Origin of the sequence: Pantoea sp. BS_8 (assembly GCF_041954965.1) — a bacterium.
GTDB classification, from domain to species: Bacteria; Pseudomonadota; Gammaproteobacteria; order Enterobacterales; family Enterobacteriaceae; genus Pantoea; species Pantoea stewartii.
Genome location: NZ_JAVAXU010000007.1, coordinates 148,693 through 162,204, shown reverse-complemented (window position 1 = coordinate 162,204; position 13,512 = coordinate 148,693). Strand labels below are relative to the sequence as shown.

14 protein-coding genes are annotated in these 13,512 nt (G+C 53.2%); 5 read left to right on the top strand and 9 right to left on the bottom strand.

The window, feature by feature from the left end:
- Window positions 1-115 precede the first annotated feature (115 nt).
- The 5 genes from RAC65_RS14715 to RAC65_RS14695 form a co-directional block, all read right to left on the bottom strand.
- A complete protein-coding gene (locus RAC65_RS14715) occupies window positions 116-1,495 on the bottom strand; it encodes a carbohydrate porin (protein WP_033737263.1) in 1,380 nt (459 codons plus the stop codon).
- Between the two features lie 190 nt (window positions 1,496-1,685).
- Window positions 1,686-1,988 (bottom strand): PTS lactose/cellobiose transporter subunit IIA, encoded by a 303-nt coding sequence (locus RAC65_RS14710; RefSeq protein WP_072021690.1) that lies wholly within the window; start codon window positions 1,986-1,988, stop codon window positions 1,686-1,688.
- An 11-nt stretch (window positions 1,989-1,999) separates the two neighbouring features.
- Window positions 2,000-3,382 carry a glycoside hydrolase family 1 protein gene (locus RAC65_RS14705; protein ID WP_375096834.1) on the bottom strand — a complete coding sequence of 461 codons (1,383 nt, stop codon included), beginning with the start codon at window positions 3,380-3,382 and terminating at the stop codon, window positions 2,000-2,002.
- Between the two features lie 12 nt (window positions 3,383-3,394).
- Window positions 3,395-4,732: a PTS sugar transporter subunit IIC gene (locus tag RAC65_RS14700; RefSeq protein WP_033737270.1), complete on the bottom strand. Its 1,338-nt coding sequence runs from the start codon at window positions 4,730-4,732 to the stop codon at window positions 3,395-3,397.
- A gap of 12 nt (window positions 4,733-4,744) precedes the next feature.
- Window positions 4,745-5,059 carry a PTS sugar transporter subunit IIB gene (locus RAC65_RS14695; RefSeq protein ID WP_033737272.1) on the bottom strand — a complete coding sequence of 105 codons (315 nt, stop codon included), beginning with the start codon at window positions 5,057-5,059 and terminating at the stop codon, window positions 4,745-4,747.
- A gap of 289 nt (window positions 5,060-5,348) precedes the next feature.
- Here RAC65_RS14695 and RAC65_RS14690 point away from each other — a divergent pair, with 289 nt between their 5' ends.
- A complete protein-coding gene (locus RAC65_RS14690; protein ID WP_039339256.1) occupies window positions 5,349-6,305 on the top strand; it encodes a LacI family DNA-binding transcriptional regulator in 957 nt (318 codons plus the stop codon).
- A 26-nt stretch (window positions 6,306-6,331) separates the two neighbouring features.
- Here the strand turns inward: RAC65_RS14690 and RAC65_RS14685 are convergent, their stop codons facing one another.
- The 4 genes from RAC65_RS14685 to RAC65_RS14670 all read right to left on the bottom strand — a co-directional run bounded on the left by RAC65_RS14685 (window position 6,332) and on the right by RAC65_RS14670 (window position 9,728).
- Window positions 6,332-7,465 (bottom strand): ROK family transcriptional regulator, encoded by a 1,134-nt coding sequence (locus RAC65_RS14685; protein WP_058701538.1) that lies wholly within the window; start codon window positions 7,463-7,465, stop codon window positions 6,332-6,334.
- A 215-nt stretch (window positions 7,466-7,680) separates the two neighbouring features.
- Complete coding sequence (gene dnaC / locus RAC65_RS14680) at window positions 7,681-8,421, bottom strand: DNA replication protein DnaC (RefSeq protein WP_006121359.1); 741 nt, start codon at window positions 8,419-8,421, stop codon at window positions 7,681-7,683.
- Complete coding sequence (gene dnaT, locus RAC65_RS14675) at window positions 8,421-8,957, bottom strand: primosomal protein DnaT (RefSeq protein ID WP_006121358.1); 537 nt, start codon at window positions 8,955-8,957, stop codon at window positions 8,421-8,423. The genes dnaC and dnaT overlap by 1 nt, the downstream gene beginning before the upstream one ends.
- A 165-nt stretch (window positions 8,958-9,122) precedes the next feature.
- Window positions 9,123-9,728 (bottom strand): hypothetical protein, encoded by a 606-nt coding sequence (locus RAC65_RS14670; RefSeq protein WP_375096833.1) that lies wholly within the window; start codon window positions 9,726-9,728, stop codon window positions 9,123-9,125.
- A gap of 191 nt (window positions 9,729-9,919) precedes the next feature.
- Between RAC65_RS14670 and RAC65_RS14665 the strand changes: the two genes are divergently transcribed.
- From RAC65_RS14665 to RAC65_RS14650, 4 genes are all read left to right on the top strand, one after another.
- A complete protein-coding gene (locus RAC65_RS14665) occupies window positions 9,920-10,480 on the top strand; it encodes a DNA-3-methyladenine glycosylase I (protein WP_033737277.1) in 561 nt (186 codons plus the stop codon).
- Between the two features lie 116 nt (window positions 10,481-10,596).
- Complete coding sequence (locus RAC65_RS14660; protein ID WP_006121355.1) at window positions 10,597-11,259, top strand: OmpA family lipoprotein; 663 nt, start codon at window positions 10,597-10,599, stop codon at window positions 11,257-11,259.
- 161 nt (window positions 11,260-11,420) lie between these two features.
- A complete protein-coding gene (locus RAC65_RS14655; protein WP_324020665.1) occupies window positions 11,421-12,410 on the top strand; it encodes a LacI family DNA-binding transcriptional regulator in 990 nt (329 codons plus the stop codon).
- A gap of 62 nt (window positions 12,411-12,472) precedes the next feature.
- The gene (locus RAC65_RS14650) at window positions 12,473-13,498 is read left to right on the top strand and encodes a LacI family DNA-binding transcriptional regulator (protein WP_375096832.1); all 1,026 of its coding nucleotides are present in this window, start codon (window positions 12,473-12,475) and stop codon (window positions 13,496-13,498) included.
- Window positions 13,499-13,512 lie beyond the last annotated feature (14 nt).

Below are 13,512 nucleotides of genomic sequence, written 5' to 3'. Positions count from 1 at the left end.
AGCTTACCACCCAATCGGGCATACGGCAGAAATGCCCGAGGGGCGAGGGTTGCTTATCGTTGCAGGTAAATCCGTACACCGCCTCACACTGGCCGTAGACGACCCGTGTTTCGTCTTAAAACCAGGCTTCCCACATCGCACCCAGATTGAAGTCGTCCAGAATATCGTTTTCCCGGCCATTCACGCGTGCGGTGCGCGCATCATCGACCTTGCCGCCCGTCACATAGAAGCGCAGCATGGGACGGAACTCCGGGCCCATCGCGATAGCGATATTTTGCGACAGCGTCAGCTTCCAGCCGTTGTTGCTACCGCCTTCATCATAGTTGACCCGTTGATAACCGGCTTCGAGCCAGGTGGAGTGCACGTCATTCCAGAAATACATCGGGCGCACAATGGCAGCGTAGTTTTTCCGGTTGTCGCTTTTCAGTCGACTGTTGTCATAATCGTGATAGGCCAGCAGATACTCCACCTGCGCCTGCTGAGTAAACAGGTGCTTACCTTCAAAGCTGGTGTAAAGCGTGCTGAGGCCATGGGTTTTGCTGTAAACGCTGTTATCCGCATTGTCTGAGTAGCGTGCAATCACTTTATTGACGCCATGATCGGTGGTGTGGCTTACGACAAACGCACCCTGCCAGGCGTTGAGGCGATCCTCGCTTTCCACGGCCTTAGAGTCGAAACCGTAATTGGCATACATCTCCAGATCCAGCGGCCCCAGTTTCATGCCGTGGATTTTAGATGTGGCGGCATAGTTTCCTTTATCGCCGGTGCCCGATCCGCCCGTACAGGTAATGCGTGACGGATTGGATTCATCGCTAAGCACTTCAGGATTACAGGATTCCACCGCCGCGACGGCAGCAAGGTCAAATTTTATCCCGCCTACGTCAAAGTCTTTTACGCCCGCGCCCTGACCATCGTGATTCATCCAGAAATAGTCATTGATGTTCTGTTGCGGGCGCTGATGAAAGTCCCGTCCGGCCCAAAGATAGGCATTGGGATTCGAGGCCAGCACGTTGGTCACGCCAGCGTAAGCTTTTTTCAGGTTCACTTCATCGCCCCAGTGATCGATCATCACGTTCACGTCCCAGATGGCACCGTTCGTGCTTTTAAACGCTTTAGAGAGCTGGAATTCGCCGCCGTTACCTTCGTTCCCCAGGCGACCAATACCGGAGGCGCCGTTGTAAGAGCCATCAACGTTGACATACTTTTGGTCACCACTTTGGTAATGCGCGCCATAACGGGCGTAGCCGCTAAACTTCACGCCAAAAGGAATGGCCATATCCGGTGACTGTGCAGGACTCTGCGGTTCTGTTATCACATCCGTTTTTTTCGCGACGGCGGCATCCATCTTAGCCTGACGCTCTGCTAAAGCTTTATCGACGGCTTTGGCGACGATAGCGTCGATTTGTTCCTGCGTGAATTCCTGTGCGAGGCCGGCAATCGGGCACAGCGCGGCGCTCACCGCCAGAGGAAGTGAAAATGTTTTTATCATGTTCATGGTTATCTCGTTTACACCTCATCCTTCGGGTTAACACGAATTAACCCGAAAGACGCGTGCTGTTGTTTTCAGATAATAACCCGCCCGTTTCGGCTTATTGACTGTCACCAAAACAAGTTGATTTGTAGAGTATGTTTTCTTTCCAGAGGGATGTTTTTTGTCAGGCATTCTCCTGTATTAAGCGATCAAATTACCGTTGATAGAGATGAATTATTTCTTCTGATAATTCACGGGCTAATAGCGACGTCATTAAATGATCCTGAGCATGGACCATAATTAACGTCATCGGCTGTCGGGCCTCGCCAGCATCCTGTTCAATTAACCGGGTTTGCATCTGATGGGCCTTGCGGGAATAGTCGTCGGCCTCTTTGAGGCGCGCATGGGCCTCGTCAAACTGGCCTTGCCGCGCCGCCTGCAGGGCTTCAAAGCACAAACTGCGGGCGTGTCCTGAATTGACGATAATCGTCATTACAGCGTCTTCAAGTTCAATCATTATTATCGCTCTCAGTCAAAACCGTTATTTTCGGCAACGTTAGCAAACCAATTCCCGCTCTTTTTTATCGTACGTTGTTGTGTTTCCAGATCGAGCTGCACTAAGCCATAGCGATTTTTATAGCCATTCAGCCAGGACCAGTTGTCGATAAAGGTCCACATATGATAACCCAGACAATGACAGCCCTCGCGAATGCCTTTATGCAGCCATTTAAGATGTTCGGAAACAAATTTGATACGGTAATCATCCTGAACTTTACCGTCTTGAATAAAACGCTGTTCATTTTCGACGCCCATTCCATTTTCAGAAATAAAGCAGCGAGGGTTGCCGTAATTATCGCGCAGGTTGATCAGAATATCGTAAATACCCGGCGCATAGATTTCCCATCCGCGGTATGGGTTCATTTGTCGGCCAGGCATGTCGTAATGATCGAATAATGCCTCCGGCATAAACGGTGCGTCAGGGTTGACGGCGCTGTCCCGGCACTTCACCCGGCGCGGTTGATAATAATTGACACCCAGCAGGTCGATGATGCCGTCGGCAAGCAAGGCGCTGTCGCCAGGCAGGCAGTGTGGCAACTGGTCATGCTGTTTTAATAAGTCCAGCAGCGCAGACGGATATTCGCCCTTGAGAACCGGATCGAGAAAGCTGCGGTTAAACAGCAGATCGGCATGCTGTGCTGCGTTGACATCTGCCGGATTCGTTGAGCGCGGATAGGACGGTGTGAGATTCAGTACCACGCCTATTTCGCCATCATAGCCGCCGTTACGCCAGGCTCGTACCGCCAGGGAATGTGCCAGTACGGTATGAAAGGCCACGGTAGCGGCGCGTTTAAAATCCACCACGTTGGGATAATGAAAATCATACAGATAGCCGCCTTCAACCGGCACAATGGGCTCATTAAAAGTAAACCAGTGCTTCACTTTGTGACCGAACAGCGCGAAACAGCGCTGCGCGTAGCGGCCAAACGCCTGCACCACTTCGCGGTTTTCCCAGCCCCCTTTCTCCTGCAGGGCCAGCGGCATATCGAAATGAAACAGCGTGATAAACGGCGTAATCCCCTGCGCCAGTAATTCATCAATGACCCGGTGATAGAAATCGACGGCCTCGGGATTGATCTCATCCGCTCCGTCCGGCATGAGCCGCGCCCAGCTCAGCGAGGTGCGAAAGCTGTTGTGCTTTAACGCTTTTAGCAGCGCGATATCCTGCCGCCAGTGTTGATAAAAGCCGGAGGTATCGGCCGGGCCAATACCGTGATGGAAACGATGCGGCTGGTGTGCGAACCAGTGATCCCAGGTGGTGGCGCTTTTACCGCCCTGAAGGCTACAGCCTTCGGTTTGCAACGCCGAACTGGCGCTGCCCCACCAGAAATTGTCGGGAAAACGGTAGTGCATGTGACTGACTCCTTAAGCCTGGGGATGACCGTGCACGGTATTGCCTGCGGGCACGGTATCCTGAATTTTTTTCTCTTCTGCTTTGATCAGGCTGCGTTCGTAAGCGCGCAGAAAAGGTAAGTACATCAGTGCCGACATCACCATGCAGATCAGGCACATGACCAGTGGACTGAGCGCCCAGTTGGCCGCCCAGGAAGCACCAATCGGCGCGGGCGTCGTCCAGGGCGTCAGCGAAACGACCTGCGCAACCCAGCCCAGTTTTGTGGCGGTATAGGCCAGAACGGCATTAATCATCGGGACGCAGACGAAGGGAATAAACAGCAGGGGATTCATGATGATGGGCGCACCAAATAAGATCGGCTCATTGATATTAAAGAAGCTGGGTACCACGCCCATTTTGCCGATGGTACGCAGATGCAGCACCCGGCTGCGCAGCAGTAAAAAGGCCAGCGGCAAAGTGGAACCGACGCCGCCGATAAGCAGATAGTGATCCCAAAAGCCCTGCAGATAGACATGGGGCAGCGCCGCACCGGCTGCCAGAGCGGCCTGATTGGCGGAGAGATTAGCCATCCAGAAGGGATTCATGATGCCGGTGACGATGAGTGCGCCATGAATACCGGCGAACCAAAAAATCTGGCACAGCAGCACCGACAGCAAGATGGCTGGCAGGGAATCTGAGGCGGATACCAGCGGTTCCAGCAGATGCATAATCGCCTGAGGAATAATCATGCCCGTTTTGGCTTCAATAAACAGATTAAGCGGATGCAGGGTGCCAATGATCACCAATACCGGAATTAAAATCTCAAAAGAACGGGCGACGCCAGTGGGGACTTCTTTGGGCAGGCGAATCGTGACGTTATGCTGTTTGAGCCAGGCATAAACACGGGTGGCATAAATCGCGGTAATCAGGGCCGTAAAAATTCCCTGACCGGACAGGTACTGCGTAGAGATCTTTTCATCAGCATAGGGCGCTGCCACCAGTAAAAAGGCCATAAAAGCCAGTAAACCTGACATGATGGGATCAAGGTTGAACTGTCGGCCCAGACTGGCACCGATGCCGACTGAGATAAAAAAGGTCATGACGCCCATGCTGAGATTAAACGGCAGCATCAGTTGCTGGCGATAAGTGACCGAAAAGTCGAGCCAGGCCCGGGCAAAGCTGTTGGTGGTATCCGCTGAAAAGGGCGGGAAAATAAACACCAGCATGAACGAGCCAATAATCATAAACGGCAGGGCCGCCGTAAAACCATCACGAATAGCGATAACGTACTTTTGCTGACCCAATTTTCCGGCGAGGGGCGTAATAGCCTGTTCAATCACCGTCACCATTGACTGATATAACGAACCCATAAATGACACCTTTTAGTGTGTCGCTTCAATAAGCGACAGAGCGTAATCCAGCACGTTGTCACCGCGTTGCATACCGTAGTCCGTCATATCAATAGCCCGGACAGGAATACCGTGGGTGGCAGCTTTTTCTGAAAGCGTGTTTAACATGTACTTCACTTGCGGGCCGAGCAGCACAACCTGATACGTTGGAAACTGCGTATCAAACTCGGCAATGCCCCAGGCATCAATCTGCACAGCGAGGCCACGCTGATCCGCCACCTCTACCATTTTGCGCACCAGCATGCTGGTGGACATACCTGCCGAACAGCACAACATAATCCTGATCATGAGAACGCTCCTTTACGTGTAAAACTTGTTACGGAGATGATTTGATACGATATGGAAACCGGTTTCCATTTGTCGCAAAAGGAAGTGTGACAGGCATCATGCTCTGGCTGATAACGGGTGTTTAATTACGATTCAGATCACTAAATTAAGCGGTAAAAATGCTTATTGAGTAGAAACGGAAAATCGGTTTCCATGAAAAAATGAAAACGCTATACTGCCTGTGGCGAAAAATTAAGCCGCCGTTTCGGTCAGTTTTCAGGGAGCCGTTTGGTTCTGTTAGGGGAAAATGATGTCTACTATCAACGATGTATCGCGACTGGCTGGCGTGTCAAAAGCCACCGTATCGCGCGTGTTGAGTGGGTCACGTGGGGTGAAAGAGGCCAGTCGGGCTGCGGTGTTAAAAGCGGTGGATGAACTGAATTATCGTCCAAACGTCATCGCCCAGTCACTACTGAGTCAGTCTACGGGCTGTATCGGTGTTATTTGTGCGCAGGAAAATATCAATCAGACGACGGGTTACCTTTATGCGCTGGAGAAACATTTCAGTCAGCATCAAAAACACCTGTTACTTCGTTTCGCCAACACGAAAGCGGACGTGATGACCTGTCTCAGTGAGTTGACCTGTGGGTTATGTGATGATGTCTTAATTATCGGCGCGCGCTTTCCGTTAAACCTGCGTCAGCCAAACGTGATGCTGGTGGATTGTCTGGAATCCGGCGAAGAAGTGAACAGTATCCAGCGTGATCATGCTTTTGCAGCGGAAACGGCCTGTAACTATCTTATCAGTCAAAATCGTCGTCAAATTGCTCTGATTCATCCCGAGGGCATGGGCTTTGCCGATCAGGTTCTGCTGGGCTATAAACATGCCCTGGAAAAAAATTTCCTGCCTTTTAACCGCAATCTGGTCTTTATGGACACGTCATCTTCTTCAGTGGCGTTGCAGGAACTTCTGAACAATGCCTCCACGCTCAATTTCAATGCATTGCTGGTGGCCGATGAACAGCAGGCACAAAAAGTGATACCTCAGTTGCAGGCGTTCAATAAGCAGGTGCCAAAAGACATTATGGTCTTTAGTCTGGCCGGCACGCTGGATCTGCCCGGTATCCCGACGATTCCGGCTATCTCATATTCAATGGATGCCATGGCCGCGCGTATTGTGAAGGCACTGAATCAACAGACGCAGAGCGTGTTACATTCCTCAGTAATGCGTGGCGATCTGGTTATTCCCGATTTTCGCCAGCGCTAAGCCACCGGGCCACGCTCAGTGGCCTGTTACTCGAGGCGCTGCTCCATCTGTTCGATAATGGCCAGCGCCAGCCCGGTTGCCGGGGCCAGATGCGATTGCAGAAAATGTACCTGCGTATGGGCCGCAATAAACGCCAGTTTGTTGGCCTGCGTCTGATTGAGCACGGCCTGGCAAAAGGTCGGGCTGATGCTCCAAGGACAGTCAATGATGATCGTGGCAGGATTCAGTAATAACATGATTTGGCTGAGCGCGATGCCCAGATAGTTGCCTGCCAGCTGCATCACTTCATTTACGACATTCGGTGCGCTGTCACGACTGTGCCAGGTTAATCCCGGCTGACGCTGGGCAAGCTGTTGGTTAATGGCAGGTTTGCTGATCATCGCCTCCAGACAACCCTGCCGATTACAGCTACAGCGAGGGCCATTTGGCTGGACGGTAAGATGTCCTGCTTCACCAGCGGTCCAGCTGTTACCGGTGAAAACCACGCCATGCTGCACCAGCGCGCCGCCAATGCCTTCCGCAATGCGCAAATAAAAATGCCCGCTTTCGGCGGGCAGATTGAGCTGTTGCACAGACAGCAGCGCAGCGGCCCTGACGTTATTCATAATCCGAATCGGCAAGGAGATCTGTTTGCGCAGATCACTGGCCAGGTCAACATTCTGCCAGCCCAAGTGGGTTGACAGATGCATCCAGCCTCGCCGGGAATCGACGACACCGGGAAACCCCAGCCCAATTCCCAGCAGCCCTGGCCAGGCTTCCATCAGTTTTTCGCACAGGGCGCCGATTTCAGCCAGGATCGGGCCAGGTTTACTGGTGTCCGTCCGTATTGTCTGTTCGGCAAGCGTTTGTGAAAAATAATCGCAGATCTGCCAGTGAATCAGGTTTTTTTCCACCATGATACCGGCACTGACCAGCTTTTCCGGGCGCAGGGTAATGTGAATTTTAGGACGGCCAGCCGAAGAAACGCTGGCTTTACCTAGTTCCTGAACCCAACCGTTTTCCAGCAGATCATCAATAATCTGCGAAACGGTATTTTTGCTGAGCGCCAGTACCTGCGCCAGATCCTGGCGCGATGTGATGCGCAGCTGACGCAGTTGAGCCATTACGCGCTTTTGATTATTCAGCCGCATCAATGCAGGCCCTTTGCCAGTTGCTCTCATGACGGCTTACCCCAGAGGTGCACAGCGGCGAGGGAACGCCCACCGCCAACGAAGTCTTATTAGTTTGATGTCTAATGAAAACTTAGCATTGGGCAGAGAGGGCTGCCAAATAGCAATGTCCTCTGAATAAGGGGATTACGTCAGAAATGGGGGCCAGGCCACACGATCATGCAACTGGGGAGTAACCCTACCGCCCGCTTCAGCGGGCAGCAACATCAGTATTCGTCACCCCGGACGCGGCTGCGATAGCTTTCCCAGTCGAAGCGCACCCACAGGCTGTTACCTAAACGCATACGATCCATCACGCGTTCACCTAACAGGGCGTTCATGCCGGTGGGATCGAGATTGGTGAGCATCCCCGTCGGACGTTTAGATGACGAGCGGCGGTCAACAATCTGGTTAATAATCACTTTTTCGTAGCGCGATTCACTCTGCATACCAATCTCATCAATGACCAGCAAATCCACGCTGCTCAGATCCTGAATCAGTCGCTCTTCGGTGATATCACTGCTGCCGCTGAACGTTCCTTTCATGCTGGACATCAGATCCGCGACAGTCACGATAAGCACGCTCTTGCCACGCAAAATCAGATCGTTACCGATGGCGGCAGCCAGATGATTTTTCCCTGTGCCCGGCCGACCTGCAAAGACAAAACTGGCGATGTTTCCTTCAAAATTAGCAGCATACTGGCGCGCCTGCTCCAGGGCTTTGCGCTGACCTTCATTCTCGACGCGGTAGTTGTCGAATGAGCAGTTAATATGCAGATCACGAATCCCAGAACGCCCCATAATACGCTGCATTTTCATCGCGCGGTTTTCTCGCACAATCGCTTCTGAACGCAACCGCCCCTGTTCCTGGTTCCAGGCCAGCAACTCTTCACCATTAGTGAATTTGGGACGGGTTCCTGCTGGCATCATTCTTTTCAGACGGTTAAACAGATCGTTGGGCGTTTTCATTACTCACCTCGGAAACCATCGGGAATATCGTAGTCAGTACTGCTGATCTGCGTAATATCGCGACGCGGCTGTCCGCCATTGGCGGCGCGGTTCATTTGCAGGCTACGCGCCAGCTTCTGTTGCCACTGTACATGATGAAAAAGGCGGCCTTCGGCCTGCCAGTAAGCCACAAAGGCGGCCAGCTCTGCCGCCGTCACCGGCTCGCTGAGCGCGACGCCCCAGATTGCTGCCTGGCGGGTAAAGTCGGCGTCAGGCTGCCAGCCGTCATACATGGCAAACTTGCCGACGGGTTTATGCAGCGTAGCAGAAACATCGTCATACAGACTGTCATCCAGCGCCACATCACTGGGTTGCTGAGCGGCGGCTTCAAGGGCTAATAACTGTGCAAGACGCGCGGGAGTGAGGGCATACATCACCGGCGTGTAATTATCCAGCACCGCCAGCATGCCGTCTTCAGCCTGCTGTAAGGCGCTCTGCGGGTCCTGACGGAAAGCCTCCAGACCGATTAGCGTTGACGTTAAGATTTTGACTGACATGAAAAGACCTGCGGTTAACTTACACCCAACACCGGATCACCTGTCGCGGTGCAGAAGGGCATATTGTACCTTTTTTAAGGCGCGGGATCGCTGAAAAAGCGTTGCCGGCGATCTCCCCGGCGAGCGCCTGTTATGCAACCGTGGGGCGGACAGAGACTTGCGCGTTCACGGCCGGGTTTGCCACAGATAGCGCAGACCGGCCAGCCAACACAGGCTGTATCCCAGCAGCTCTACCCCTTCTTCGGCCATGTTTTTTACCCCGCGGTTGTAATGATCGGGCATCAGGTGTTGCCAGAGGGTGTTCATGCCAAACAGACGTGAGAAAACCAGCACAATCATCAGTCCGGTCGCCATCACGGGCCAACGGTTATGGTGCAGCAGGTTCGCCAGCGTACGGAGCGTCTGCCTGGGAGTACGCATGGCGACGGCGAAACTCGCCAGTGCGGCCGCCAGTGCAAACCACACCCAACTGCCGTGACGAACAAGATCGAAGAAGAAATCCAGCTCGCGGATAAGCATACAGCTGTAAAAACCGGCTATTAAGGTTAATCCACCGCACTGATCGGGACGGTGTCGTGCGGCAATATAAAATGCGCCCGCGAGAGTAACTAACAACAGTTCCTGTGTGGTTTCAGTAAAAGAGGCTTCGTGCAGCGCGTTATCCATCCACACCACATCCATATAGAGGGGGACAAGCATGAAGGTGATAAACAGGGAGGCAAAAAGGAATACCGTGATTTCACGGCCGATAAGAATGACTTCGTTACGCATGGAATGACCTGAAAATGACTATCGTTATCATTGTATTCGCCTGGCGTGGGGCTGCCTTCGCTTTCAATGCTTTACGGATGTGGTGGTGACTATGGAAGCCGCCTCGCATTTTGTCATGTGGCGGGTTCAAATGGTGGCGGTTTCCCTCTACCATCGGTCAACAAACTGGCGCTTTATATAGGAATACCATGATGCAACGATGCGGCTGGGTTACGCAGGATCCCCTCTATCTGGCTTACCATGACAATGAGTGGGGCCGTGCGCAGAGAGACAAACTGGCGCTGTTTGAAATGCTGTGTCTGGAAGGTCAACAGGCCGGGTTATCCTGGATTACGGTGCTGAAAAAACGCGAGAATTACCGCGCGGCCTTTCACCAGTTTGATCCGCAGGCGGTGGCATTGATGAACGATCAGGACGTTGTCCAACTTATGCAAAACAGCGGCATCATTCGTCACCCGGGTAAAATTGCGGCGATTATTGCCAACGCCAGAGCGATGCTGGCGATGGAGGCGGAAGGGGAAGATTTTGCCCATTTCGTCTGGCAGTTCGTCGATAACCAGCCAATTGTTCACCACTATGCGGATTACAAACAGAGCCCGACCACCTCTCCGCAGGCTATAGCACTCTCTAAGGCATTAAAGACGCGTGGTTTTAAATTCATCGGTCCGACAATTTGCTACTCCTTTATGCAAGCCTGCGGCCTGATTAACGATCACCAAACCAACTGCTTTTGCCATCCTGATAACATTTAACACCGCTCCTTTACAAAATAAGACATTGCCTCAGGATTTCCCTCACTTTTACGCGGCATAATCAGGGCCAGTAAGGGGCCGGGGCGCCCCGATTAGAGAAACCCAAGGGACACATAATGCAGAAAAAATTGATTGCCATCTCGTTATTAATCAGCGGTAGCCTGGTGATATCCGGTTGTACCACGAATCCCTATACCGGCGAGTCGCAGGCCGGAAAATCCGGCGTGGGGGCAGGTCTTGGTGCATTAGTCGGCGCCGGTGTGGGCGTGCTTTCATCCTCGAAGAAAGATCGGGGTAAAGGGGCACTCATCGGTGCCGCCAGCGGCGCAGCCTTAGGCGGCGGTGTGGGGTATTACATGGATGTTCAGGAAGCCAAACTGCGCGATAAAATGAAGGGTACGGGCGTCAGTGTGACGCGCCAGGGCGACAATATTGTGTTGAATATGCCAAACAATGTGACCTTCGATTCCAGCAGCAGCAGTCTGAAGCCAGCCGGCGCCAATACCCTGACCGGCGTCGCAATGGTACTAAAAGAGTATCCGAAAACGGCCGTAAACGTGGTGGGGCATACGGATAGTACGGGTTCGCGCGCATTGAATATGCGCCTGTCACAACAGCGCGCAGAAAGCGTGGCCAGCGCCTTGATCGTACAGGGCGTGGCGGCTGACCGTCTGCATACGCAGGGTGTCGGCCCCGACAGCCCCATTGCGACCAACAGTACTGAAGCAGGCAAAGCCCAAAACCGCCGGGTTGAAATTACGCTGAGCCCGTTAAATTGATCATTTCGCCCCCTGTCACCGGGGGCGAAAGACATGCTACTGTCAGTTATTCGACAATTTTTAGACAATAAACTCGGTAAGGTTTCCAGTTGGTGCCTGTACACAGTGCCAGTTAACGCTTTATGCCAGCATAGTTCAAATTGAACAATGGATAACGCATCATGTCACTTAAAGCCATTGCGTCAGTCCTGGGGCTCTCCGTAACCACCGTGAGTCGCGCCCTGAATGGGTATGAGGATGTAGCAAAACACACACGTCAGCGCGTGGAAGAAGAAGCCCGGCGACGTGGCTACCGTCCTAACGTAGCTGCCCGGCGTTTAAAAACCGGACGCGCTAACGCGGTCGGCGTCGTCTACCCGATGAGCGCCCCACCCCTCAGCGATATCCATTTCAATAAGATATTACTGGCGCTGGACCAGCGTCTTTCCCACTATGATATCGACCTGCTGTTGCTGACGGATAAACCCTGTGACGGACAGCGTTCACTGATGCGTATGCTGCGCAGTCGCGTGGTCGATGCGCTAATCATCACGCACACCTTGCCGCAGGACGAACGCCTGCGCTGCTTACAGCAGAAGGGCTTTAATTTTCTCTCGCTGGGGCGCACTGATGCACAGCAAAATCATGCCTGGTTTGATGTCGATAACGCCGCAGGTTCCGCGCTGGCGGTAAAACACTGCCTGACCCAGGGCATGCAGCGCATCGCCTTTCTCGGGGGAAACGAACGCTGTACGTTTGTTCGCGATCGCCGTCAGGGCTACCTGAACGCCCTGGATTCCGTACCACCTTATGCCACTGCGGCGGTTGCTCCCTCGCGCCGCGCAGGGTATCAACAAGTCTCCGCCTGGCTGGCTGAAGGGCTACAACCTCAGGCCATTATTACCGATAGCAGTACGCTGGCCGAAGGCGCGTTAATAGCGCTTCAGCAGGCAGGACGACTGCAGGGTAAGGATGCCATCACTTTGATGGCCTGGGATGGACTCCCGGTTGACGCCATCATTGATTTTCCGGTTATTGCGATTCGTCAGGCCAGTGAGCAGGAGAGAGGCGAACAGCTTGCGACCATGGTGATGCAGTTACTGGACGGCGCACCGCTGGCCCAGCTACAGGTCTTGTGGCAACCCAGTCTGCAACTGCCCGCACAGCGCTAACGTGTTTGTCATGCCGGACGCCTGTGGTAGTCTCGCGGCATGCGTAATTTGCGGAATATTCTATGAAAATCAGGCCTTCTCGCGCCACTATTAGCGATGTTGCCCGCGCGGCAAAAACCGGGAAAACCAGCGTCTCGCGTTATCTTAACGGCGAACAGCATCTGCTTTCTCCCGACTTAAAAGCGCGCATTGAACAGGCAATTAGCGATCTTAACTATCGGCCAAGCCAGATGGCGCGCGGGCTTAAACGGGGGCGAACCCGGCTAATCGGGTTAATCATTGCCGATATCACCAATCCCTATTCCGTGGACGTTATGTGCGGCATTGAAGCGGCCTGTCGTGCCTGCGGCTTTACATTGCTTATGTGTAACACCAATAATGAAGTCGATCTTGAACAGCATTATTTGCAGTTGCTGAGTAGCTATCAGGTTGAAGGCATTGTCGTTAACGCGGTAGGTATGCATGAAAAGGTACTGAGCCGGCTGCAGCAATCTTTGCTGCCGATGGTGCTGATTGACCGAAAAATCCCCGATTTTCCCTGTGATGTGGTGGGCCTGAATAATGCTGAAGCGGCAGAAACGGCCACCGATCACTTAATTGATAACGGTTATGAGGCGCTGCTGTTTTTGAGTGAACCGTTAGGCAGCGTGAATACCCGTCGTGAGCGCCTGCAGGCGTTTCGCCAGCGGCTGGCTGCGCATCCGGCCATCCTCCATGAAAACGCAGAAGTCTCGCTGTATCAGCCCGATGTGATGGATACCGTCTTGCGTGACTTCTGTCAGCGTCATGCAGACAGGCGTTGCGCAGTTATGGTGGCAAACGGCGCGCTGACCTTACAGGTGGCCCGTTCCCTTCAGCGTCTAAATTTGCACTGGGGAAGCGACATGGGTTTATTGGGGTTTGATGAGCTGGAGTGGGCGGCGCTGGCAGGTGTCGGGATTACCACGCTTAAACAGCCCACCTGGCAGATTGGCTATCATGCGCTGGAGCGCCTGATTTCGCGTATCGAAGGCCACGATCATCCTCCCTGTGAGCAGGTTTTCTCGGGTGAGCTGATTGTCCGGGGATCAAGCCAGCGTCTTCGCTAATTTTCAGATTGTTC

Excerpts from the sequence above, each read along its gene's own strand:
- RAC65_RS14715 (WP_033737263.1), bottom strand. The coding sequence starts at position 1,495 with ATGAACATGATAAAAACATTTTCACTTCCTCTGGCGGTGAGCGCCGCG.
- RAC65_RS14710 (WP_072021690.1), bottom strand. The coding sequence starts at position 1,988 with ATGATTGAACTTGAAGACGCTGTAATGACGATTATCGTCAATTCAGGA.
- RAC65_RS14705 (WP_375096834.1), bottom strand. The coding sequence starts at position 3,382 with ATGCACTACCGTTTTCCCGACAATTTCTGGTGGGGCAGCGCCAGTTCG.
- RAC65_RS14700 (WP_033737270.1), bottom strand. The coding sequence starts at position 4,732 with ATGGGTTCGTTATATCAGTCAATGGTGACGGTGATTGAACAGGCTATT.
- RAC65_RS14695 (WP_033737272.1), bottom strand. The coding sequence starts at position 5,059 with ATGATCAGGATTATGTTGTGCTGTTCGGCAGGTATGTCCACCAGCATG.
- RAC65_RS14690 (WP_039339256.1), top strand. The coding sequence starts at position 5,349 with ATGTCTACTATCAACGATGTATCGCGACTGGCTGGCGTGTCAAAAGCC.
- RAC65_RS14685 (WP_058701538.1), bottom strand. The coding sequence starts at position 7,465 with ATGAGAGCAACTGGCAAAGGGCCTGCATTGATGCGGCTGAATAATCAA.
- dnaC (WP_006121359.1), bottom strand. The coding sequence starts at position 8,421 with ATGAAAACGCCCAACGATCTGTTTAACCGTCTGAAAAGAATGATGCCA.
- dnaT (WP_006121358.1), bottom strand. The coding sequence starts at position 8,957 with ATGTCAGTCAAAATCTTAACGTCAACGCTAATCGGTCTGGAGGCTTTC.
- RAC65_RS14670 (WP_375096833.1), bottom strand. The coding sequence starts at position 9,728 with ATGCGTAACGAAGTCATTCTTATCGGCCGTGAAATCACGGTATTCCTT.
- RAC65_RS14665 (WP_033737277.1), top strand. The coding sequence starts at position 9,920 with ATGCAACGATGCGGCTGGGTTACGCAGGATCCCCTCTATCTGGCTTAC.
- RAC65_RS14660 (WP_006121355.1), top strand. The coding sequence starts at position 10,597 with ATGCAGAAAAAATTGATTGCCATCTCGTTATTAATCAGCGGTAGCCTG.
- RAC65_RS14655 (WP_324020665.1), top strand. The coding sequence starts at position 11,421 with ATGTCACTTAAAGCCATTGCGTCAGTCCTGGGGCTCTCCGTAACCACC.
- RAC65_RS14650 (WP_375096832.1), top strand. The coding sequence starts at position 12,473 with ATGAAAATCAGGCCTTCTCGCGCCACTATTAGCGATGTTGCCCGCGCG.